We start from the raw sequence: 24870 nt of genomic DNA, 5'->3' as shown, positions 1-24870 counted from the left end.
TACACATATTTGGTTTGTCGAAACAATGTTCAGTTTTCAAAGGTCTACCAAGTTATCTGCTCTAACAGACAACTTAATCATCATATCATTTAACCGATGTGATGTCAACAAGAAGTTTGATTTAACAACGTTTCTCGTTGATGTGTTATCAAGAAGCGACAACTTAATCAATATAACATTTTGTCATCATCTTTGTCAACAACTATTTTCAACTCATCGAATTGGTCTAGTTGGTGAATCGCCGTGACAACATATATAACTATACCAACCACAACCCCGACCGTCAACTAAAAATAGCAGAAAATGAAAATTATTTTCAAAGCCGAATGGTCGCCGTGAAAATACAAAAAACGGCCGAGTTAACCGGCCGTTTTGCCAGGACACGCCTGGAGATGGTTCGCATCATATATTATTCTTTTTGTAATCCGGCGATGACGCCCACCAGAAAACCAGCGGCAATCAGCCCGTCGACCACGGCACATAACCAAAATAGCATCGGAAATGAACTGAATTGCGCGATGACTACCCCGCCAATGACTGGGCCCAAGGCTTTACCTAAGGAAGAAAAGGCATTGACGAGTCCCTGATACTTACCCTCGTTGCCGACCGTATACAAATTGATCAGGGCCGGGACCCCCGGGACGTAGATGGCCTCGCCAATCGTCAATAGCGTCATCGCCACAAATAAGATGACGACACCTGAGAGGTTACTTAATAGAAGAAACGAGCTGCCGATGGCGACCAAACCGACCAAGATTTGCCAAGGGAGACCCTTGCTGCGACCGAATTTGGCCATCAACGCTTGCACGACGATCAGCAGCACACCATTATAGACCCACAAGGTACTGTAGAGTTTGATTCCCAGCCCTTCATTTTGAATGTAGACTGACACGTTGCTCATCCATTGGGCGTACGTCACCCACATGAAGACCAGGCTCAGGAGAATGACCACCAGTTGGACGCGCGACAAACGACCCGGCGTCGCTGATGCTACTGATGACTTAGCCGCCGTTTCGTACACCGCCTGGTGACTGGCTTGTTGTTCAAAGTGACGGGCGTGCCCCGCCCATAAGACAGCGGCGAGCACGTAGCAGCCCAGTAGTAACGCAAAGATGGGGCGTAAGCTGCCGTGATACAAGACCCCGATGCTGGCGGTCCCCACGACCAGGCCCACATTAATGAAGATATAGAGTAGATTAAACAGCCGGCCATCCAAGTGACTTAGCTGAGCGGTCATCGCCGTGATCAGCGTCAGCATGCCCCCGGTCAGTAACCCAAAGATCACCAACACAATGGGATACCCGATCAGGCCGTTCCAAAAGAACCCAGCGCCCGCGTCTAAAATCAGGCCGACTAACATGCCAACCCCGACTCGCCGAGCTGAGTACCGGTCGGTCAAGACGCCACCCAGGTAGCCACCCAACACATTGCACCCGGAATAGGCCGCCAGGATCAGGCCGCTTTGGACTAAGTCCAGATGTAAGTCACCGTGTAAGTAAATGGTGGTTAGCGGCCACATCACGCTGTAGGCCGTATTCACCAAGAATCCCAGCACCAGTAATGGCCACATTTTTCGGATGAGTTGTACCATGACGTTGCCGCCCCCTTTTCTGCAGATATTGTGCTAAGTCTATCATGCTTACCGGGGGTGTCGAAAGGGAATTTCAAAAACAAGTTGGACAAATTTTGGATTTTGTTGGGCTAACTAACTGGTGATCTTTGTTGAAAACGCCTTCATTCGGCTGTTTCCGCTTTATGGCTTGCTTATTCGGTCGAAATCAACTAAATTTAAGGGAGGTCTGGATTCATTGTCACTTTGAATCAATACTTAATAGGAGGACACAACATGGGTAACAGCAAAAATAATAATGCCACGCCGGCCGATCTGAACGATCAGATGCAGGTCCGTCGGGATAAAATGAATAGTTTACAAGAACAGGGCATCGCGCCTTTCGGTCACCGCTTCGATCGAACTGACAACAGTAAGTCACTTATCGAGAAATACGATAAGTACGATAAAGAAGAGCTGATGGAAGACAAACATTATGTTGCTGTTGCGGGTCGGATTACCGGTAAGCGTGGCAGTGGCAAGGCCGGCTTTATCGATTTGCTCGACAGAACTGGTGTCATCCAGGGGTACGCCCGCCAAGACGAACTGGGGGAAGACAAGTACGCCTTATACAAGACCCTCGACTTAGGGGACTTCATCGGTGCTAAGGGCTACGTCATCAAGACCAACACCGGTGCCCTCACCCTGCGTTTCACTGATTTCGAATTCTTATCTAAGGCTTTACGGCCATTACCTGACAAATACCACGGGTTGACCAACCCAGAAACGATCTACCGTCAACGTTACCTGGACTTAATTGCTAACCGCGACAGCTTTGATCGCTTCCTCAAGGTCACACAAGTCAAGAAGGCTATCCGCGAATACCTGGATAACCAAGGCTACCTGGAAGTCGACACCCCGGTATTACAAACGGAAGCCGGTGGTGCTGAAGCGCGGCCATTCGTGACTCACTCCAACGCCTTTGACATTCCTTTGTACCTGCGGATCGCGACGGAACTTTACTTAAAGCGTCTAATCGTGGGGGGCATGGAAAAGGTCTACGAATTGGGCAAGGACTTCCGGAACGAAGGGACCGACTTACGGCACAACCCTGAATTCAACATGGTCGAAGTCTACACGGCTTACGCAGACTACACCGACGTCATGGATCTGACGGAAAACATCTTCCGGTTCGTGGCCAACAAGGTCAACGGTTCTGGCCAAGTGACTTACCAAGGCAAGGACATCGACTTGGACTCTGAATTCAAGCGAGTACACATGGTCGACGCCGTCAAGGAAGTTACCGGGATTGATTTCTGGCAACCAATGTCTGACGACGACGCGAAGAAATTAGCCGCCGACAACGGCATCCACGTGGAACCTTACTGGAAGGTCGGTCACATCATCAATGCCTTCTTCGAAGAAAAGGTTCAAGACACGTTGGTTAACCCAACCTTCATTTACGGTCACCCGGTTGAAATTTCACCACTGGCCAAGAAGAACCCGAAGGATCCTCGGTTCACTGACCGGTTCGAACTATACATCGACGGCAACGAATACGGGAACGCCTTTACGGAATTAAACGACCCAATCGATCAAAAGCAACGGTTCGAAGCCCAAGACGCTGAACGTGAAGCGGGTAACGAAGAAGCTCACGGGATCGATACAGATTACGTCGAAGCCATGGAATACGGGATGCCGCCTACTGGTGGTCTGGGTATCGGGATCGATCGGATGACGATGCTCTTAACCGACGCCGCTTCCATCCGTGACGTCATGCTGTTCCCAACCATGCGGCCGAACGACTAAGCACGAAAAGAGGCAACGAAATGAAAGCAAATCAGTTGATCGCGTTACTGCAGGAGCACGACTTGTTTCGCAGCACGACGCTACCATCAGACGACACGGATTTCGCGTCTTTGGCCTACGATTCCCGTCAGGTCAGCGCCAACGGTCTCTTCGTCTGCAAAGGCTTTAATTTCTCAGTCGACTATTTGACGTCAGCGATTCAAAACGGCGCCACCTGCTACCTGGCTGAACAGGATTACCACGTGGACACGCCCGTCATCTTGGTCAAGGATGTGCGCAAGGCCTTGTCACTGGCCGCACAACTCTACTTTGGCTTCCCACAAAATGACCTCTTCGTCATTGGCTACACCGGAACCAAGGGGAAAACGACCTCGACGTATTTGACCACGAATATCTTGGCCCACGCCTTTCCCAAACAGGTCGCCATGTTCTCGACGATCAACCACATCATCGGTCCGAAGCCCCAAGACCAGTTCAAGGCCCACCTGACAACGGCGGAATCCTTTGATATCTTCCACGAGATGCGCCAGGCCGTCGATAACGGCGCCAAGGTGCTGGTCATGGAAGTCGCCTCACAGGCCTACCTGCTGGACCGCGTGTACGGGTTGACGTTTGACGTGGGACTCTTCCTCAACATTTCGCCCGACCACATTGGGGTCAACGAACACCCGAATTTCGCGAACTACCTCTTCTGCAAAATGCAGCTGATGATCAATTCGCGCAATTGTATCATTGACGCTGACATGGACCACTTCGATGAGGTCTACGCCGCGGCCAAGGTCTCGACCGACCCCGAACACATCTTCACGTACGGGGTTAACCCCAACGCGACCCTGTCGATTGGAAATAGCACCGCCACGTTGACGGACAGTGAATTTGATTTGACGGTTCACGCCACCAATCCGGCGCTGCAGGACTTAGCGGCGCACTACCACGTGGCCGTGCCTGGTGACTTCAACCAAAGCAATGCCACGGCGGCCATCTTGGCCAGTCGCTTGGCCGGCGCTCAGGTGGCCGACATGCAGTACGGTTTAGCCAACACCACGATCCCTGGACGGATGGAATCGATCACCACCAAGCATCACGGCACGATCTACATCGACTACGCCCACGATTGGGGCAGTATGAACGCGCTACTCAGCTTCTTGCACACCCAATTTCCCGACCACCACGTGACCGCCGTCCTCGGCAGTACCGGTGATAAGGGTGAAGACCGGCGTGAAGGCTTTGCCAAGGCGCTCAACCAATTTGCGGACACCGCGTTTCTCACGACGGACGATCCGGGTCACGAGGACCCCATCGCCATCGCCCAGGAAATCGACAGTCACATTGACCACGATAAGGTCACCACGACCATCATTCCCAAACGCGAAGATGCCATTCGCCACGCCATCACCACTGCCACGAACGACGACCTGGTCGTCCTCGCCGGCAAGGGTGAAGACGCCTACCAGAAGATCAACGGGGTCGACACCCCATACGCCTCCGACCCAGTCGTGGCCGAAGACGTGATTGCTGGTTTGGCGGATGAAAAATAAGTAACTAAAAAGAGATTGACGATTTCCAAAACGAAATCATCAATCTCTTTTTTTGGTTCTATGATATTTGGTGTTGATGGAGAACTCCATCGACGCCATTTTTGTATAAAAAAGAGGCATATCACCTCTGTGCTACAATCAAGTCGTCGAAACCAATTGAAAGCGAGGAAAATGATATGTCCCAAGAACAGTTTACAAGAAAACTCTTACAAATTAAAGACCAAAACATTAATAACTTCAAGGTCTTAGACGAATCACGTGATGCCTTACGTATTTACGCGGATCTTTCCCACACCCTTAGTGTTTGCCCACGGTGTGGCAAACATGAAGTCGTTAAAAATGGCTATAAAACTGTCAATATCAGAATTCCTAATGTCAGTGAGCGGGTAGCTATATTAATCTTGCGGAAACAACGCTTTCTCTGTAAGCAGTGCGGCCACACCCAGATTGCGAAAACAACGGTCGTAGAGCCCCAGCATCAAATTTCACGAAACATCCTACACGGTATCACCAGCAGTTTAACTGAAGACCGCACAATGACCAGTATTGCCTCACAATACAACGTCTCAACTAACACTGTGAGCCGTCAGCTAGTCGCCCTTGGCAAGCAAAAACCCAGCCTGCCTATAATGGCCTACCAACCGCCCTTTGCATTGATGAATTTCGATCCACAGGTAACCAAATGAGCTTCATCGCCATTGACGCGCAAAAGCACGATCTCGTCGCCATATTACTGGGACGCAAAAACGAGGAGATCAAAGAATTCTTCTTGAATCACTATGACTTGAAGAACCGCAAAAAGATCACCCAAGTCGTTATGGACTTTAATGCACAATACCAGTCAGTTATTCACGAGATTTTTCCCAACGCCAACATTGTCGCCGACAACTTTCACCTGGTCCAAATGGGCTTAAGAGCGTTGAATCAGACGCGTGTGCAAGTGATGAAACGTTTCCCTAAGGACACCCCTGAATACCGTATTTTGAAGTACTATTGGCGTCTGTACCTGATGAGCTATAAAGACCTTGAGAAGAGTAAAACACAGTGGTTCTCGCACCTCAAGGACCATTACACACAGGAACAGCTTGTTTTGAAGGGAATAGGCCTAAGCGAGATGTTTACGAGTACTTATTTCTCAAGCCACACCATCATAGAAGATATCCGTAACCATGACTACATCGCCTTTGTCAAGGCTCTAGGAGAAGTTGAGAACGTTAGTCCTCAGCTTCTAACGACCCTTAAAACCTTTATCCATAAAAAGCAGTTCATCAAGAATATGACAAACTGCTTACTCTCCAACGGTCCAGTCGAAGGCGTCAACCGTAAGATCAAACAGATCAAGCGCACTGCCTACGGCTACCGCAACTGGACTAACTTCCACTACAGAATACAGATTGAATTCAATATTCGGGTCCAAAAAAGAGGCCCAATTCGTAAGTGAATTGAACCTCTCAAATTCTCCCCATCAACACCGGTTGACAAAGAGCCATCTTTTGATTACAAAACCTGGATCTCTTCCCCAAATTCTCTAATGCATATTTTGCAAGAATTACTTCCCTGCTTTGGAAATAGCTGGGTTAATATCGTCATATTCATAATGACTAATATTTCCCTCCTGCATATATTTCCTCAACTTATCAATCTCCTCAGCATGATCTGGATCAAGTAATTGATGGAATTCTCCACGAACTGTATTATCATAACCTGCGTGGTTAATTTCCTTAGGCTTTATATCTTGTATAAAGTCAAACACACGACCACCTACAATATGATCAAATGTCCAATTTTCGGAAGCAGACTTAATAATACACTTCCCTTCAGGAGCTCCCCTTAAGAACTCCGCATCAATAACTTCATCCTTACCCACTGTTTTCACATCACTATTATCGCCATTTAAATCAACGAAATAAATTTTATGACGAGTTGTAAAAATCAACTGGATAGTATCTTGGGAATCATCAACAATTGCTTCCACAATACGTTCACTGACAGTCGTTGGGATTTTACCCACTTCATTATTAGATACCGCATTTACTTCTGAAAGCAACTCGTGAATTTTTGTTGCGTTTTCCTTTGCAAACTTTTCCATGAGTAAAACCCTTTCGTAACTACATTATTTCATGAACAGCAATCCAATACCAATGAGAGCAACCAAAACAATGGCAGCTGCAAAGATCTTTTCATTCTTTGAGAAAATTGCATCGTTAGGAGCATATTGTTTTCTTGCATACATAAACACAGGAATCCCGATTGCATAGATAATGAATGAAATCGTAGTATACTTAATTCCCGCTGAATAGCCCATAAACAACGTCCCAATAATTGCTAACCAACCTACAAAGTGAGCACTCTTACGTGACACTGAAAGTGGATCGTTATGAATATTAAATGTCTTCTCACTAGCACTTGCCCGTACCAGATAAATCATTGAGATGAGGTATGGCGGAACCGTCATAGTACCAACAATTGTCAGCATAGTATTAAACGCATGGCCCGCAAAGTGAGTTGAAATAACAATAAGCTGCATAACAATTGTTGATGCAATAACTGAGAACCACGGAACATTCTTTGAGTTAGTCTTTGCAAACGCTTTAGGGAAAGTCCCATCGGCCGCAGCAGCACGTGGCATTTCAGATAACATAAGTGTCCACGTCAACCAACTGGCTAATACGGCAAATACAACACCGAACGTAATGATAAGACGACCAATCGGTCCAATAACAATTTCCATCAGTGATGCAGAAGATGGGCCTGCCATCCGAGCAATTTGCCCGTAACTTCTTAATCCCAGTGGGAGTAATGAAGCTAGAGCGTACAGCAACAAGCAAAGTAAGAATCCCCACTTAGTGGCAGTACGAACGTCCTTTTGACTACGGGCCTTGTCAGAAAGCACAACTGCACCTTCAACACCACCAAATACCCAGAGAGTCGTCATCATAGTGTTTTTCACTTGAACAGCTAAATTCCCCATATCTTTATCGTGCAAGCTTGGGATAGCTTGATTTGCAAAAATATTAGTCGTAAAATTGCTAAACTTAAACGCTGCAAACATAGTCACAATAAATGCGATTGTTGAAAATAGCATTACAACAGTCCCCGTAATGTCAACCCAACTAGCATCTTTGATCCCACGTAGAATTAATGCACTCATGACCCACAGGATAACGGTACCACCGATAAGTGAAGGGATATTATTCCCACCTGTAAAGGTACCTGGCCAAAAAGCATTCAAAGTTGACATCAGCAGAACTGAGTAAGTGACGTTTGCAAAACATTCACAAATCCAGTATCCCCAGCTAACGAAGAACCCTGTGAAACGGCCAAAACCATCTTCGGCATATTTATAAAGTCCAGTTGTATATTCAGGTCTAATTTCAGACAACGTCATGAATGAACGAACGATGAACCACATAATGATCCCCGTTACTACCCACGCAAGAACTTGTCCAACCATACCTGCATTAAAGGCCATATTTTGCGGAAGGTCATAGATACCCCCACCAACCATAGCTGATAAGACAAAGGCAATTAAACCAATAACACCAACTGTCTCTTTCGATTCAACTTTATGTGAATCGCCAGAATTTTTTTCATCCATAACTTACTGGCTTCCTTCCTGCATAAAAAGATATGAGAGGCTAAATTTAGCCTCTCTATCTTTTCTTATTACTCACTGTTATAAGAACATGAATTTAGTACTTAACGTTGTGTTCCTTAACAAGTGACTTGTAGTTCATCTTTTCTAACCATTCTGGTAAGGATAATTGTTCCATAATTTCCATATCCTTATCAGGAGTTAAGATAGAACCACCAGGAATTGAGTCGACAGGCATAGAAATGTATGGTGCAACTGTAATGGCATTACCAATTTGGCCTGGCTTCATCATTGTGTGTGCAAAACCAATCCATGAACCCTTGAATGCAGTATTAGCATCTTCACCACATTCAGCAATTGATTTAGCAATTGCCTTACGACGAGTATCCAAAAATGCAATTAATTCATCTTCGTTTGGAGTTTCCCAAACACCAGCATCTTCAATAAACATGTTGGAGTCTTTAGTAGGATCCTTTGCAAAAGAAATAGCAATAGCGGACCAAACGCCATAGCCTTGACCTGGCTTCATTTCAGCATCATTCTTTGGACGTTCTGCCGTAACACCTTTGTTAGCACAAACAATAAAACTACCTGGTGCTGGATAGTGACGACGTTCATTGTTCATACCAAAGTATTCAACCAATGAGTCTTGCAATGGCTTTGCATCATAAATAGGTAATTCACTACCATCCCATTGTTTTTCAGTAAACAATGGCTTTGCAGTGTCTACTTCAGGGTTCTTTAACAAATCATAACCAATAACATGGCCTTGAGGACCCGTGAAACTAGAAGCAGTGGTCATGTTAATTTGACCAATATATGCATTCTTCGTTTCAGCACGATCATATGAAACAATTCCATCAAGCACGTCATCGTCGGTCTTGTCCCGAACACCGGCGTCAACTTTAAGCCCTGCAACATACCCATTACCAATATTACCTGGCTCCATATAACCACGTGAATATTGCTTGTAGGTATTGATAGAAATTCTGTCGATCCCAAGTTTGTTTAATTTAACATCTAAATCTGCCATGATGTTACCTCCTAGCTATTTGTATGTAACAGAAGAGGAAGCGCTTTCCTTTTGTACGTACTCAAGTTAACAAACCTACAAAGTCATGTCAATAGCCGCTGAAAGTTAATACCCTGACTTTCTTCAGGGATAATTAAAATGGTCTCATTTTCATTAAAAAACGAAAAAAAAGAGACCAGTGCTATGGATACACTGATCCCTTTTATAATCTTGGGCCAAGTCAATACTTTTCTCAGCAAATCAAAATCCGATTTTTCTCTTAAAAACACCGTCACTACTCGCTAGCACTTCCTGGCAAATGTTGTTTGAAATCATTTCAATATAGATCAGTGGGACAACCGATTTACATGAAAATGTTTTCATTTACTTAATTCTCCAGCTAGGAAAAATGAGAAAAAGTAATTAGACATTCAAAATATTAAATTTCAAACAGATTGACGAATCAAACATTTTTCAAGAGATATTCAGATACGTTACATACAAATAGCTAGAATTTGATCAACATTTGAGAACAAATTTAATGTATCACTCAGGCTCCAAGAACTTTAAGCAACAAACCAATTTTCTCATGCTAATTAAATCGACCGTCATATTAGTAGATTGTAATCTTATTAGTTCAGACAAAGATTTCATAATCATTCTCCTAAATTAAAACAAAAACCTCCCAACACGCTTTAAGCGTATCGGGAGGACGATGTAATTCGCGGTTCCACCTCTATTTGCACTAGTCTCACAACTAATACCTCAGTGAGTTAAAAACTCAAAATGTTAACGGAATTAATCCGTATGCCTCTACTAAGTCAGCTTGACTTTTCGAAACATAAGCTCACAGCTGTGTTCGTTTCAACTTCCTGTCTTTCACCACTAACAGGTCTCTAAGGATTACGTTGTAACTACTCATGCCGTTCATCGCAGTCTTAATATCAACTTTTATACTATACATCATAGCACACTAAATTCATTTGTCAACGAAAAAGGTAAGCCTTTTCATAGGCTATCTTATGCACTTTCAAATTACTTCCATTTTGACCACCAACTGCGAGATTAATCTGCTTCAGACAGACGTATCACTTTAGAAGCTGTACCGCATTCGACTTCAATTCATCAATACTTGTATTAATCTCTTCATCACTATCAAACTTATTAACTGTTACCTTACCACTTTGAACTTCATTACTACCTAACACAATGTAATATTTAGCATTCTGCCGGTTTGCTTCTTTAATCTGTGTAGATAATTTGACTCCTTCATAATCTTTATCTACTTTGAGTCCTTGCATCCGTAAGTCGTGCATAAGCTTAAATGCTAAATCATTACCTTTGTCATCAGCTGACGTAATAAATACATCTAGTCCTGTCTCATCTGAAAAGTCCGGATTTTCCTGTTGCATCAGCAAAATCAGACGTTCAACACCTAAACCAAAGCCAATACCGCCGCCTTCAGGACCGCCTAATTCTTTCATAAGGCCATTGTATCTACCACCTGCACAAACAGTGGTGTATTTTCCACCGAAGGCTTTTGAATCAGACATGATTTCAAAAATAGTGTGTGTGTAGTAATCCAGCCCGCGGACCATAGAACTGTCAACTTCATACTTAATCCCTAACTCATCCAACAATCTCTTAACATCCTCAAAATATTTACTAGAATAGTCATCTAAATAATCGAGAATCGATGGTGCCTTTTCAACAATCTTTTGATCTGTTTCATCTTTACTGTCTAAAACTCGAAGAGGATTCTTATACAATCTCTCTTGAGAATCTGGACTCAACTTTTCATAAAAAGGCTTCAGGTAATCAATTAATGCTTGGCGATAGCTATCTCGTGTTGCATCATTACCCAATGAGTTAATAACCAATTTAACATTACTTACACCATAATTTTTAAATAGGTTCAACGCCATGTCAATAACTTCAACGTCCACTTGTGGACTCTCACTGTTCAAAGCTTCCACACCAATTTGGTGGAATTCACGTTGACGTCCAGATTGTGGACGTTCATACCTAAACATAGGTCCCATGTAATAAACCTTATATGGCTTTGGAAATTCTGGCCCATATAATTTATTTTCGTTATAAGCCCGAACCACCCCAGCAGTTCCTTCTGGACGTAACGTAATACGCCGGCCGCCTTTATCTTCAAAGTCATACATTTCCTTAGTGACAATATCGGAAGTATCACCAACACTACGTACAAAAACATCGTACGACTCAAACATTGGTGTGCGAATTCCTTGATAACCATATTGTGAAAACACTCTGCGAGCTGTACCTTCAATTTTTTGCCAAGTTTTTACTTCGCTAGGTAAAATGTCAACAGTTCCTTTTGGTTTTTGAAATGACATATAAAACTACCACCTTTATTTTTTATTTTTGACTTATGATTTATTTAATGTATCCGTAATGCCAGTGTTGACACCGTAAAAGACTTTCCATACACAAATACCTCCAAGTAATAAAAAACTCCTAAGGTAACTAAATACCTTAGGAGGGCGAATATCGCGGTTCCACCTCTAACTCGTAGTTGCTTCACAACAACTACCTCAGAGAGTTCAAACATCAAACTCAAGAACAATAACGAGTCCCAACCGTATATTTCTACTAAAATTCAAAATATAAGCTCATGGAGGTGTAAACACCTATTCCACCATTTCAGCAACCGGTGGTCTCTGTCAAAATTCAGGCATTCTTATTTCCAATCTCAGCTTATGAGATATTAGTTAGATTCTAACGCTGTTTTCTAATCTGTCAAGTATAAACATCAAAATAACTTTCAACCGTCTTCAGTGTACCATATATTTAGCTTGTTTCAATTATCCCATCATTAATTATTTCCGGCGTCGTTTCCGCCGCTTCTTTTGGCTGTACTTGATCTGTTTGATGTGCTTTTTGTGCGTGAGCTGTCGGTCGGTCGTGAAGAGTTCCCGACTGGTCGTGGGGTGCGCCCGCAGGTAGGCTTGCGTGAAGGCATCGACGGCCTTGGTATCAGTGGTGTCGACGTTTTCCGCTTGCATGGCCTTGGTCAAGTCTTCGAAAAAGCTCTCCAACTTGGGATCGTACATGGTGACCAACGCGGTGTGGTGTTCACTGACCCACTTCTCCAGGTCGGCGGCCGCTGGCAAGGCTCGTTGCGTGTCCAGGTATTCGAACAAGGTGGTCAGGGCAAAGGGGACCAAATTAAACAGTGCCGGCACTCGGTCGGCCTCATCCAGCAAGTGGGTGAACGGTCCGAACATGATTTCGCTCAACGTGGCCGCATCCCAGTCCTGGGGCTGCTTGCCCTTGCCAGTGATCATGAGCTCCGCGGTCGTGTGCACAATGGTCACGAAGTTTTGCAAATCTTGTTGCGACAAATTGGCCACGTCAGCTTGGTCGGTCATGGCTTGGACCCACTGCTCAACCTGGGCAACGACGCCCTCATAGGCCGTTTGTTCGCTAGCCGCATCCGCGTGTTTTTCGACCAGCGTCGGCCGCGCCGTCTTCAACGCAGCCGTCAACGCGGCGAGGTTAGGGAGCTGCTGGGCCTTGAAATAGGCCGTCAGCACCGGAACAACCGCCACAAAATACAGGTGCGGCTGATCAACCATCGTTGGCAAGGCGGCCAAGGTTGCGGCCACCTGTTGCGGCGTCCAATCTCCCTGAGCCATATTGACCGTTTCCCGAACGTGCAAAACGTCCGCCAAAATGTCGGCAGCGTATTTTTGCTGATTAGCCGATAATGAAGCCAATCGTTGCGGCGTCAGGAATTCTGCCGGCGTCAACGATTGGGCAGTTGAATCTGATTGTTCCATTACTTTCATTCCCCTATCTTGAAGTGTTCACCGTCTATTATAGAGAAATTCCTTAAGAAAAAGCAAATCCGCCTAATTTCAGTCTAAAATTCAAGACAAATCCGGCAAAGTCGGTTATATTTGAGGTTCGGAGACTATCGAAAAGGAGTATCACCATGGCAGATGAAGTTGTAATTGTAAGTGCGGTGCGGACCCCCATTGGCAAATTCGGGCGGAGTTTGCGCGGGTTATCGGCCGTTGAACTGGGCACCATCGCAGCCCAGGCTGCCGTAAAGCGGAGTGGCCTTGCGCCAACCGCGATTCAACAAACAATTTTTGGCACGGTCTTGCAAGCTGGTTTGGGCCAAAACGTGGCGCGCCAAATCGAGCTCAACGCCGGTCTTCCGGTCACCAGTACCGCGATGACCATCAATCAGGTCTGCGGGTCGAGCCTCAAGGCCATCCGCCTGGGCCAAAGCGCCATTCTCATGGGCGACGCCGACGCCGTGCTGGTGGGCGGCACCGAGAGCATGAGCAACGCCCCCTTCTTAAACAACGATATTCGCTGGGGACAAAAATTGGGGCACACCACGCTGGTCGATAGTTTGGCCAACGATGGACTGACCGATGCCTTTGGCGGCGAGGCCATGGGCATTACCGCGGAAAACGTGGCCGCCAAATACCACGTGTCGCGCGCCGAACAGGACGCCTTTGCCCTGCGTTCCCAACAAAACGCCACCCATGCCCAAGCAACGGACCGGTTTGCGGCAGAAATTGTTCCCGTGACCGTTGGCGAGACCACCGTGACGGCCGATGAAGCCGTGCGGTCAACCACCTCACTAGACCAATTGGCCAAATTAAAGCCGGCATTCAAGGCCAACGGCACGGTCACGGCCGGTAACGCGGCGGGGCTAAACGACGGGGCGGCCGCCATGGTCCTCATGCGCAAGTCGGCAGCTCAAGCGGCCCACATCCCTTACCTAGCCACGTTGCGTAGCTACCAAGAAGTGGGCATCGACCCCGCCGTGATGGGTTATGCGCCGGTCACGGCCATTCAGGGCGCCTTGGGGCAAGCCGGGCTAACGGTGAACGACATTGACCGTTTCGAGATCAATGAAGCCTTCGCCGCGCAGTCCGTCGCCATCGCCCGCGACCTCGCCATCCCCGCCGACAAGCTCAACGTCAATGGTGGCAGTATCGCCCTGGGCCATCCCCTGGGCGCATCGGGCACCCGCATCGTGGTCACCTTGCTTCACGAACTGCTGCGCACCGATTTGCACCGGGGACTGGCTGCCATGTGTATCGGCGGCGGTATGGGCATTGCTCTGACCATCGAACGTGATTAGGCGCGGCGTCCCCCACATTTCTGGTATAATAGCGATAACACTTCACGATAAGGGGCGCACGCGATGTTAACCACAGACTTCGATGTTAAGTTAAAACTGATCCTCATGTTGGTCGTCGGCCTAATCGTCCTCGCTAGCATCATCGGCTGGCTGTTCCACCATGACCGCCACTACACCCGATACTTCACCGGGGTGCTGGCCGTCATGGTCGTTCAGGTCTTTATCTTAGTTTCGCTTTTCTTAATTCATCAATAATCTAAAAACGAGGACGAATCGTCATGGCGGCGATTCGTCCTCGTTTTTGCGTTATTCTGGTAAATTTTGAATCTGCTTTTTCGGTACTGCCAGCAGGTCCCCACTCGCTAACAAGTAGAGGTACTGGCCGACAATCGGCTTGCCCGTCATCTGGGTCAAGGCCGCGGCGTACAAATTCACCTGCCCGCCATACCTGTCGAGCAACTTGGCTGCGCTTTGTGCCTTGGCCGCCAGGTTGACGTGGTCAGTCTTGTAGTCAAACAAGATCACCCCGGTCGGTGTTTCCAAATACCCATCCACGATCCCGTGGACCAGCACCTGCGAATCGGCCTCCTTAAAATCACGGAACAGGCTGCGCGCCGGCATCAACAGTGAAAATGGCACTTCCCGGTGTAACTCGTCCGGTGCCGCCAAGATCTGCTGGCCCAACTCACTGGCATAGAATCGCAGAATGGCTTCCGGTTGGATGCGTTGCGCGACTTCTGTGGTCAGCACCTGATCGGCCACCAATTGGTCAATCACGGCTTGAACACTTGCCGCAGTTGGCGCGACGCTCACGTCGAGTTTTTGTAAGACCAAATGCGTGGCGCTTCCAATTTCGGTAGGCAACGGTTCGCGCACCGTTTGGAGAAATTCCGGGCGGGCAAAGTCATGCGTCACAAACCGATGGCCCGTTTGCCCTGCGGCGCTGGCTTGGTACTCGCCAATCGTGGCGTTATCGGGGTCTTCAAACAGGCGCTTAGCCTCCGAGACGGATTGGTAGGCCGTGGTCACGGTCGCCGCCTGGTGCGGGTAGCGGAAGTCCATGATGTGCTGCAACTGCTCGCCGTTGACTGCACCCGGCGAGACCTGCGCGGCGGATTCACTGTTGGTCTTCAACCAATCGACGGCGGCCGCGTTCACGTCCGCAGCCGGGGCCAGCTCATTAGCCGTCGCAAAGGTCACCTGGAAGTTAGCGGGGTCGCCGGCCAAGCCGGAGAACGTCGCCGTTCCCTGCCGCAGGTCGTCGGGGAATTTGCCGTCTCTGACCAGACACATGCCGATCCAATCTAAGTAATTGGCGACCTTGCTCTTTTCCCGCAAGGTGGCGTTTAAGACCAAGTCAGGACTCTGATAGGCCTGTTCCCAGGCGGTGATGGCCTCGGCTTGCGTCTTATGGGACCCCACGATGTACAGGCGTGATTCGGCTCGGGTCAAGGCCACGTACAGCTTCCGCATTTCCTCGGCGAGGCTGGCCCGCGAAATGGCTTGGGCAGTGACCAGCTTCTGCAGGCTCGGCGTTTTGACCCGACTGTCGGGATCCAGGTAGTCAATGCCGATACCACGGCGACCACTCATGACGTAATTGCCCTGTTGGTCTTGCTTGTTGAATTCGCGTGAGGCATCCATGATGAAGACGACGGGGAATTCCAACCCCTTACTGCCGTGGATCGTCATGACCGACACGGCATCCGTTGCCGATTGGACGGGTGCTCCAGCCAAGTCAGCTTCGCGTTCCTGGAGTCGTTCGACGAAGCGCACGAATTGGAAGAGACCCTTGAAACTGCTCTTTTCGTAGCTCTGCGCCCGTTCATACAGCGCGTGCAAGTTGGCCTGACGCTGTTCGCCGGCCGGCATCCCCCCGACGTAGTCCAAGAAACCCGTGTCCTGGTAGATTCGCCAGATCAACGTCACGAGTTCATTTTGCTGAGCCACGTCACGGAAGGTCTGGAGTTGTTCCAAGAAGTGGCTGATCTTGTTGTACACATTCAGCTGAAAATCACTGGCTGTCGTGGCCGTAAAGGTCCGCTGATAGTGCAACAGGGCCTGGTAGTAGTCGCCGGTCTTCTGATTGATCCGTAATTGGGCGAGCTCATTTTCATTCAGGCCGACGATAGGCGAGCGGAGGACCGCCGCCAACGGGATATCCTGATACGGGTTGTCGATGATCTTTAACAGCGCCATCATGATCTGAATCTCGGTGGTCTTGAAGTAATTTTGCGCATCGTTGACCACGACCGGAATCCCCAGCCGTCGCAACTCATCGGTGATGATCAGGTTATTGGTTCGCGTCGGCGTCAACAGGGTGATGTCACCGTACGAGATTGGCCGCACCTTTTTTTCATCGCGGTCATAAAATGGCGTCTTGGCGCCCACCAATTCCTGAATCTTCTTCCCCACCAATAGGACTTCGCCTTGATGCTTGTTGTCCACCTGAAAAGTGGCGTCGACCGGCTCGCCATCCGTGGCTGCGGCCTCATCCCCTTCGGTCAAATAGACCAACAACTCGGCCGTACTGGTCACATCGGGTGCCTGGTCATCGTAGTAGGTGGCGCCATATTTCAACTGGGCCGACCCGGTATAGGCGATCTCACCCAATTCCCGGTCCATCAGCTGTTTAAAGATCAAATTGGTAAAGTCATCCACGTTGCGCATCGAACGGAAATTTTCGGCCAAGACGATCAGCTGCCCATCGTCACTGTCCGTGGCGTAACGGTCGGTCTTGTCCATGAACAGGGTCGGGTCGGCCTGCCGGAACCGATAAATCGACTGCTTGACGTCGCCCACCATAAACAGGTTTCCGTGGGGCGCCGGCCGGGCGATGGCCGTTAAGATGGCCTCTTGTAAGCCGTTGGTATCCTGGTACTCATCGACCATGATCTCTTGATATTGGTCGCGCAACTGCGCCGCCACCTGCCGGGATTGGTCAGTGTCACTGGTCAAGATCTCCAGCGCTGCATGTTCAATGTCGGCAAAGTCCAAAACGTGCCGCCGCTGCTTTTCCTGGCGGTAGGCGTCTCGAAAGGCCGTCACGACCCGGGCCAATTCGCCGACCAGTTCCCCGGACTTGGCGATGGTCGTTAGGGCCTGCTCTTCCGTTTGCAGCAAGTAAGATGTCTGTAATGCCGCTAACTGCTTACGGGCCGGGTCATAGTACGTGGTCTTGAGCTCGTTATAAATGGGATAGTCTTCATTATTCTTGCGAATGGCCGGCATCCGTCCCCAGGCAAAGTTTTGAATCGCCGCGCGCAACGCGTTCCAGCTATCGCCATCGACCAGATCTTGAATCTCTTGCAACTGGCCGAGCAGCGGTTCCAAGTGGTCCTGTTGCTTGGTCAGGTTGGCCTGAACGGCGAGCTGGCGGGCACTGGTCAGGTCGGCTTTGACCTGTTGCAGTTGCTCGGTAAATAGCGGCTTGACCCGTTGCTGATAAAAGGTCGTGCCGGTCAGGTGGTCGCTGTCCAACTGGTAAGGTTGGGGCAAGGCCGCTAGCCAGGCCGCGGGATCCGGTGTTGCGTTGGCAAACGTATAGGTCTGTTGGACCAAGTCGGCCAACCCCTGATCGTTCCGGTCTCCCGAGAAGTTCTCAGTCAGCCGCGCAAATAGCCCCGAGTCATCATCGGCATAGAGTTGTTCCCGCAGGTCGGCCCAGACCTCGTCACGCAGCAATGCGTTTTCCGTTTCGTCCGCCAGCAACCGAAAGACCGGATCCTGGTCGATGACGTAGTAGTAATGCTGCAGAATGCGCAGACAAAAGGCATCTAGCGTACTGATATCAGCGACCGGCAGCTGGTTGAGTTGCCGGAGATAAAATTGTTGCTGCTCGCTGTTGCCTTGATTGGCCGCTAGTTCCTTGCGCATCTCGGTTTGAATACGGTCGCGCATTTCCGCTGCGGCGGCCTTGGTGAAGGTTACGATCAGAATGTGGTCGATCCCCATCCCCGCCTTGAGGTGTTCGATCACCCGTTGGACCAGCACCCGGGTCTTCCCGGAACCGGCCGAAGCGGAGACCAACAGGTTGTTGCCCGTCTGGAAAATGGCTTGGTGTTGGCTTTTGGTATAGTTAAATTTCGTGCTCATCGGGGCCCTCCTGTCCTTGTTCTGCCTTGATTTTGGCCATGACGTCGGCCTTCTTCAACGACGCGAGATCGCGGTAGTTATTTTCCTTGAGTAACGGGTCAAACTGCATGATCGACTTGTACGGCGAGTATTGCAGGGCCGTGCGACTCTGTTGGCGGTACGGCGCCAGATCCACGTGACCATCGAAAATTTCCGTGGCTGCGCGCTTGATCAGCCGTTCCGTGTGCGCCAGTAGTAATTTCAACTCGGCGGGGTTCACCAGCAACTTGCCGTATGAACTGATGCCCTTCTTGGTCTTCCGCAAGCCGCGGAACAGCAAGGAACTACCGGTGAAGTCCGGGTCGGCAAACAGCGTATCCAAGTTCGTCAACAGATCCGGGTCATCCAACAAGAGGCCTTGGTACTGTTCGGCCTTCAGTAAGGCATCCCCCAGGTCCGTGCCCAACACGTCGGCCGCCTTTAAAATTGGATTTTGCAAATGCAGGTAGACGGCCCCCGCCAGTTCGGCATCTTTGGCTGTCACGTTGTCCAAGAGTTCCGGCATGTTTTTTTGCACGGCATCCAGGTACGTCAGCATTTGCATGGCCTGGCCGTAGTAAGCGTCTTGGTAGCTGAACTTGTGCTCCGAACTCTTGTAATCCACGATCCCCAAGTAGGTCTTGTCGTTGACCTGCATGGCATCCAGTCGGTCGATTCGTCCGCGGACCGTGACCTGGCGCTGGTTGCCCACGTCAAAGGACAGCGCCGCCAAGCCGTGTTCATCACCCAGCCCAAACTGCACCTCGGTGCGCTTGGGCCGAAACTTGGTGCGCTTGCTTTGTTCCTGTAGGGTCGACGCCATTCGCCGCATGGTCTTGATCAATTGCCCCCGAATGTAAGTCATCCGGTGCGAGCTCTCCAGGATGGCAAACTGCGGATTGGCCGTCGTGTCGAGGATCTTGGCAATCACCTCGTCCGTCATTTCGCGCAGTTGCTGGTCATCCATCTCGGCTAAATCGAGATGCTGGCGGTTCACCAGCTTCATCAGCCCGTCTAAGGTCGCGTGGAAGAACTCCCCGGTGCTGGCCGGGGACAGCTCAAACACGTCGCGTTCCTGCAGTTTCAAGCCGTATTTGAGATAGTAAGCGTACGGGTTGGCGTAGTATTCCTCCAGCTTAGAAATGGAGGTGTTGATCTTATTGCCGTACAGCTGAGTCACAATGTCTGGCGTCAGCGGCGTCGGGACGTTGCGGTAGCTGAGACTACCCAGTAACTTGGTCGTCAGCTCCCCGTAATTGGGGTCCGCGCGCAACAGATGCAACACGTACAACCAGGCATTCGACAGCGGCTTTTCGCGTAACTGGCTGTCGTGACCAGCCTGGACCAAGTGGCGCAGGGTCGTCCGCCGCGTACCGATGAACGGCAGAATGTCGTCGTCTTCGGCCTGCGGTGTGGCCGCCGCAATCTGGGTCGGTAGCTGGAAATAGTCCCGAATCCGCGCCACGTACGGCGAGATCTGCAGGCCGTTGTGGTCCGCATCGCTGGTGACCGGGTAACTGAAGATCAGCTGCTCGCTGCCACTCAAAAAGGCTAGGTAGTTCAAGTAGGGTTCACCGGCCAATTGGGTGGCGGCATCGTCGCGCAGGTAGCTATTTTCATCGACCTGCTGGAGCTGTTCGCTCAGGTCCTGGCGGTCATTGTCCGCTAGTAGCGTGGTCGGGACCTGATCATCCGGCATGGCGTCGGCCGTGGCCCCCATCAGGAAGGTGATCTTGCGGTTGTTGGCCTGCACGATCCCACTTTCAGAAATCGTGACCTGATCCAGTGTCGAAGGAATCTGGTTGAACTTGGCACCCGCAAAACCAGCCTGCAGGAGCGCCTGAAAGTCGGCCTGGTCGAAGGATGTGTCCCCTAAGATCGTGTGGAACTCGTCTAAGATTTGGCAGAAGGTCCCCCAGGTCTGTTCGGGCTGCCCCGCTTTGACCAGGTCTCCGGCATCAATGGCTTGGTCCCGCCAAGCCATCAAGCGGTCGGCAACACCGGCATTGGCCAAGAATTGGTAAAGCACGGCGACGGCCTCAGTATAGGTCTTGGCCTGCTTGAGGTGGGCAAAAAACGGCGGCAGGGTCTGTTTGACAAAATGCCGGATCACGTTGATCTGCGCGGTCGTTTGCTGGTCCTTAGTGGTCTGTACCCCGCCATCCCCATCGGCAAAGCGGTTGAAGACCCAGTCGGCTTCTTGCGTCCAGCGGTGTTGGCCCTCGTAGCCATTCTTTAAGACCAGGTTTTCGGTCAGCGCCAAGGCTTGCCGATAGGCTGGTAGCGCCATCGGTTGGCCGTTTTCTTGTTTGGGCAGGAGCAGTTCGGATTTCAAGACCCGAAAGACGTCGGCGTAGCGGTAATTCTTGCGCTGCACGTCAAACAGGGCGTTGAGCAACTCAACAAAGGGGTGATCAGCCATTTGCACATCGGCGTCGTCAAAATACGGGATAGCCTGTGCCTGAAAAATGGGCGCGATCACGGTTTGATAGGCGTCCAAATGCCGGGCCAACACTAAGAAGTCTTGGTACCGGTACTTGCCGGTCGCCACTAGCTGACGAATCTGCGTCGCCACGCGCGAGACCTCGACGTAGCGGTTGTCGGCCTGGACGATCTGAATATTTTGCGGCGTTGTGGCGGCGTGGGCCGGTAAGGGCGTCAGCGTGTTGCTGGCTTGCCAGTAGTCATCGAGTGCCTGGAGGTCCGCCGACACCCGCGCGGATTTAGCCCGACCGTCGACCAATACCCGCACGTGGTTGGCCTGCGCCACCGCGTACAATTGGTGGTAGGTCTTGGCTGATTGAAAGAACAGGTTGGTCGGATCGGGCAAATCTTGCGGGTAGGCCTTATCCAGGTTCAAGGCCACCGTCACGCTAGCCGCCTGTTGAATCAAAACGGCAACCAGCTGGCGTTCCTGGGCACTCAGCTGGGAGAAGCCCTCTAAGTAAAAATGCGCGTGGCTGAGGTCGACGCGTTGGGTCAAATAATCGGCCAGCTGATTCAGCAGGTCGGTGTTTTCAATGTATTTGCCCACCATCTGGGTTTCAAAGGCGTCATAGATGATCATCAGATCGTGCAGCTTGGCCTGCAGATCGGCGTTGGTGCTGGGCAGCTGGTCGATGGCACTCATCAGATCCGCGGCCGTGACTTGGCCGACCTTGAATTCGGCCAGCTGGGTCGTCAACTGACTGACAAAGCCGGGCCGGTCCACTTCCCCCCGGAAAATGGTCAGCTCGTCGGCATGGCTTTGGATGATCTGATAGATCAACATGTTGAGCCCCGCCGTGGAGATCCGTGGCAACTGATAGACCGGTTCATTTTTCATGAAAAACCAGGCTAACCGGGTAAATGAAAAGACCTGGACCTGCGTCTGAGCAAACAGCGGCTGGTCCGGCGCCAACTGGGCCTTTAACGCGGCCAAGACGTCGACTTCTGTTTCAAACTTGATATGGTTCGGCACCAAATAGTAGCCCTGATCAGCGGGCTGGTCGCTCACCTGTTGCGCGAGGGCCGTGACCATGGGCGTCCGGTGATCCTGTCCGGCGCTGCCCAAAATAAATTGTAAACTCATCAGCCATCCTCCAATTTCGTAGTCGTCTTAGTTGATTATATTCTAGCATATCCAGCAGTAAAAGCGAACAAATGTTTGCCGTAGATTTCGTGATAATGGACAACTTTACGGGCCATTTTTCTGAAAGCGTGCTACACTGAATTATAATATTAAAAAATGGTGAGAAAGCGAGTGGGTAGTTTATGAAAGATAGTGCAGCAGTGCAGATTTTACAAGACTTAGTCAGCATTAATTCCGTCAACGGCAACGAGGAAGCCGTCGCGACCTATATTCAGCAGCTCTTTGCCGAACACGGCATTTCCGCCAAGCTGATTCCGTACGCTCCGGGCCGTAGCAACGTGGTGGCTGAAATCGGGGACCCCACCAGCGACAACGTCTTTGCGTTGGCCGGTCACTTGGACACCGTGGCCACCGGCGATTTGGCCGACTGGCAGTTCGACCCGTTTAGCGCCCACATCGCCGACAATGCCCTGTACGGTCGGGGGGCAGCGGACATGAAGAGCGGGCTCGCCGGCATGCTGATCACCTTCATCGACCTGGCCGATGCCCACGTTAAGCTCAACGGCCGCCTGCGCTTCATCGGGACCGTCGGCGAAGAAAACGGCGCCATGGGCTCCCGGATGTTGACCGAACAAGGCTATGCTGATGATCTGTCCGGCATGGTCATTGGGGAACCGACCGGCGGCAACCTGGTTTATGCGCACAACGGCTCACTGAACTACCACGTTTATTCACGCGGGGTCGGCGCCCACAGCTCCATGCCTGAAAAAGGCGTCAACGCCATTACGAATTTAATTAAATACGTGACCGCCGAAGCCACCGAATTTGACGATGCACCGGTCAGCCCCGAACTCGGGCCGCTGGTCCACAGCGTGACGGTCTTCAACGGTGGCGAACAGGTCAACAGCATCCCCGCCAAGGCCGAACTCCAAGGTAACATCCGGCCGATTCCGGAATTCGACAACGCCGCGGTCATTCAGCGACTCAACGAGACTGTCGATCGTCTCAACCAAGAAGACGGCGTGGACCTGACGCTACACGTGGACTACAGTTTCAAACCCATCATCAGCGCGCAGGATTCGCCACTCGTCAAGACCACCAAAGCCATCGCTGACGCCGAATTCGGCCACCCCATCGACCTGCAAGTGATCCATGGCGCCACCGACGCATCGGAATTCACCAAGTCCGCCAACGCCTTCCCCGTCATCGTTTACGGGGCCGGCAAATGGTACGACGCCCACTCACTCAACGAATCCGTTGACCTGGACGAGTTCCACCACGTCCAACACGTTTACGAACAGCTGGTCAAGCAACTGCTGGCTTAAGCTAGCTGAATAAAAAACGATTAGTCTCACGGGAAAATGTTCCACGTGAAACTAATCGTTTTTTTATTTACCGACAATGCGCGAATCGTGCGCGCCAAAGTACTGCAACCCGGGCAACGCCTGATTGTTCAGTAATTCGCTGACCGTGACTAATTTGTAGCCTTTGGCCTTCAGTCGTTTGATAATGGTTGGTACCGCGGCGACGGATTGCTTGTGAACATCATGCATCAAAATGATGTCGCCTCCACGCGTGTCTTTCATGACTTCCTTAATATCCTTTTGAGCGTTTAGGTAAGCCCAGTCGCGTGAATCCACCGACCACCGAATGATCGGTTGCTGGATCTTGCGACCTTCCGCGGCGGTAATGCTGCCGTATGGTGGCCGAACGTATTGTGGCAAGGTCTTCGTGGCCTGATAAATGGCCTGGTTGGTCCGCATGACCTGTTGGGCCGTCTTCTTAGTCCCAATGCTGCCAAAGTTCGGGTGATTCCAGGAATGGTTCGCTAACTCATTGCCATTTGCCAAAACGGCGCGGGCAATCTTCGGATAGCGTTTGACACTCTGCCCCACCTCAAAGAACGTGGCGTGCACGTGGGCCTTCTTCAACGTCTTCAACAGGCGCGGCGTCAGGGTCTTGTCCGGACCATCGTCAAAGGTCAAAGCCACCATCTTCTTGGTATTCACCTTCTGGGTACGATTGGCCTTTGGTAAGTACTGATTGACGATCTTGCCCGTTAACGCGCTGTAGGGCACCGTCACGTGGGTCAGCTTAAAGCTATTCTTCAACAGTGGCATCCGCAGCCCCTGCTTCGCCAAGCCCGCTTTCTTGGTCATATGTGTGGGCAATTTCACCTGATAGACAGCCGGCACGCGGCTACTCTTGGCCTTAGTAGTCTGTAAAATGGCTTGGCGCGCCGCCTCGCGGACGGCCGCCAGCCGATGGGTATTGTGTTTGGTCAGCTGACCATACGTCACCATTTTGATCGTCGTGGTGGGTTTTGCCTTTGCTGGGGCCCCGACTGGCGCGGATCCCCAGCCCAGTGCTAGTGCAGCGAAAACTGTCCCCAAAAGCAATTGACAATACCTGTTCATGATCTCCCTCCTCCAAAAAAAGATTGTTTCTCTCTTATTTACCTCTATCTTACCAGTTTTGCCCGGGGCGTAGGGCGTTGATACCAAAATGTCACAAAAAAGGTGCCGGTTAGTTTGGTAACCGACACT

14 protein-coding genes, 1 pseudogene and 1 other annotated feature are annotated in these 24870 nt (G+C 50.3%); of the genes and pseudogenes, 6 read left to right on the top strand and 9 right to left on the bottom strand.

The window, feature by feature from the left end:
• Positions 1-409: 409 nt before the first annotated feature.
• On the bottom strand, positions 410-1591 hold the full coding sequence (locus LKH74_RS11135) for an MFS transporter (protein WP_287789049.1): 1182 nt from the start codon (positions 1589-1591) through the stop codon (positions 410-412).
• A 255-nt stretch (positions 1592-1846) separates the two neighbouring features.
• On the opposite strand from LKH74_RS11135, the gene lysS reads away from it, so the two are divergent.
• The 3 genes and pseudogenes from lysS to LKH74_RS11120 all read left to right on the top strand — a co-directional run bounded on the left by lysS (position 1847) and on the right by LKH74_RS11120 (position 6337).
• Positions 1847-3358, top strand: a complete 1512-nt coding sequence (gene lysS, locus LKH74_RS11130) for a lysine--tRNA ligase (protein WP_287789048.1) — start codon at positions 1847-1849, stop codon at positions 3356-3358.
• 20 nt (positions 3359-3378) lie between these two features.
• Positions 3379-4896: a UDP-N-acetylmuramoyl-L-alanyl-D-glutamate--2,6-diaminopimelate ligase gene (locus LKH74_RS11125; RefSeq protein ID WP_135367741.1), complete on the top strand. Its 1518-nt coding sequence runs from the start codon at positions 3379-3381 to the stop codon at positions 4894-4896.
• Between the two features lie 176 nt (positions 4897-5072).
• Positions 5073-6337 (top strand): annotated as a pseudogene (locus LKH74_RS11120) (ISL3 family transposase).
• Positions 6338-6445: 108 nt separating this feature from the next.
• On the opposite strand, the gene hdcB reads toward LKH74_RS11120, so the two are convergent.
• From hdcB to LKH74_RS11095, 5 genes are all read right to left on the bottom strand, one after another.
• Positions 6446-6985, bottom strand: coding sequence for a histidine decarboxylase maturation protein HdcB (hdcB, locus tag LKH74_RS11115; protein WP_287789046.1), 540 nt, complete (start codon positions 6983-6985; stop codon positions 6446-6448).
• A 24-nt stretch (positions 6986-7009) separates the two neighbouring features.
• Positions 7010-8494 carry an amino acid permease gene (locus tag LKH74_RS11110; protein ID WP_287789045.1) on the bottom strand — a complete coding sequence of 495 codons (1485 nt, stop codon included), beginning with the start codon at positions 8492-8494 and terminating at the stop codon, positions 7010-7012.
• Positions 8495-8588: 94 nt separating this feature from the next.
• Positions 8589-9524 (bottom strand): histidine decarboxylase, pyruvoyl type, encoded by a 936-nt coding sequence (hdcA, locus tag LKH74_RS11105; protein WP_287789043.1) that lies wholly within the window; start codon positions 9522-9524, stop codon positions 8589-8591.
• 684 nt (positions 9525-10208) lie between these two features.
• Positions 10209-10443, bottom strand: a binding site (T-box leader).
• A gap of 148 nt (positions 10444-10591) precedes the next feature.
• On the bottom strand, positions 10592-11869 hold the full coding sequence (gene hisS, locus LKH74_RS11100) for a histidine--tRNA ligase (protein ID WP_287789041.1): 1278 nt from the start codon (positions 11867-11869) through the stop codon (positions 10592-10594).
• A gap of 483 nt (positions 11870-12352) precedes the next feature.
• Positions 12353-13315, bottom strand: a complete 963-nt coding sequence (locus LKH74_RS11095) for a hypothetical protein (protein ID WP_287789040.1) — start codon at positions 13313-13315, stop codon at positions 12353-12355.
• 155 nt (positions 13316-13470) lie between these two features.
• Here LKH74_RS11095 and LKH74_RS11090 point away from each other — a divergent pair, with 155 nt between their 5' ends.
• Complete coding sequence (locus LKH74_RS11090; protein WP_287789039.1) at positions 13471-14640, top strand: thiolase family protein; 1170 nt, start codon at positions 13471-13473, stop codon at positions 14638-14640.
• 63 nt (positions 14641-14703) lie between these two features.
• On the top strand, positions 14704-14895 hold the full coding sequence (locus LKH74_RS11085; RefSeq protein ID WP_287789037.1) for a hypothetical protein: 192 nt from the start codon (positions 14704-14706) through the stop codon (positions 14893-14895).
• Positions 14896-14946: 51 nt separating this feature from the next.
• Here LKH74_RS11085 and addA read toward each other — a convergent pair whose 3' ends face one another.
• A complete protein-coding gene (gene addA / locus LKH74_RS11080) occupies positions 14947-18735 on the bottom strand; it encodes a helicase-exonuclease AddAB subunit AddA (RefSeq protein WP_287789036.1) in 3789 nt (1262 codons plus the stop codon).
• Entirely contained in the window at positions 18719-22324 is a 3606-nt protein-coding gene (locus LKH74_RS11075; protein WP_287789035.1) for a PD-(D/E)XK nuclease family protein, read from the bottom strand. The genes addA and LKH74_RS11075 overlap by 17 nt, the downstream gene beginning before the upstream one ends.
• Before the next feature lie 182 nt (positions 22325-22506).
• On the opposite strand from LKH74_RS11075, the gene LKH74_RS11070 reads away from it, so the two are divergent.
• A complete protein-coding gene (locus LKH74_RS11070) occupies positions 22507-23649 on the top strand; it encodes an ArgE/DapE family deacylase (protein WP_287789034.1) in 1143 nt (380 codons plus the stop codon).
• A 63-nt stretch (positions 23650-23712) separates the two neighbouring features.
• On the opposite strand, the gene LKH74_RS11065 is transcribed toward LKH74_RS11070, so the two are convergent.
• The gene (locus LKH74_RS11065; protein ID WP_287789032.1) at positions 23713-24741 is read right to left on the bottom strand and encodes a polysaccharide deacetylase family protein; all 1029 of its coding nucleotides are present in this window, start codon (positions 24739-24741) and stop codon (positions 23713-23715) included.
• Between the last annotated feature and the right edge of the window lie 129 nt (positions 24742-24870).

Source organism: Levilactobacillus sp. (assembly GCF_022646225.1).
Taxonomy (GTDB): Bacteria; Bacillota; Bacilli; order Lactobacillales; family Lactobacillaceae; genus Levilactobacillus; species Levilactobacillus suantsaiihabitans.
Note: the sequence above shows the minus strand (reverse complement) of the source record. Positions and strands in the feature narration are given on the sequence as shown.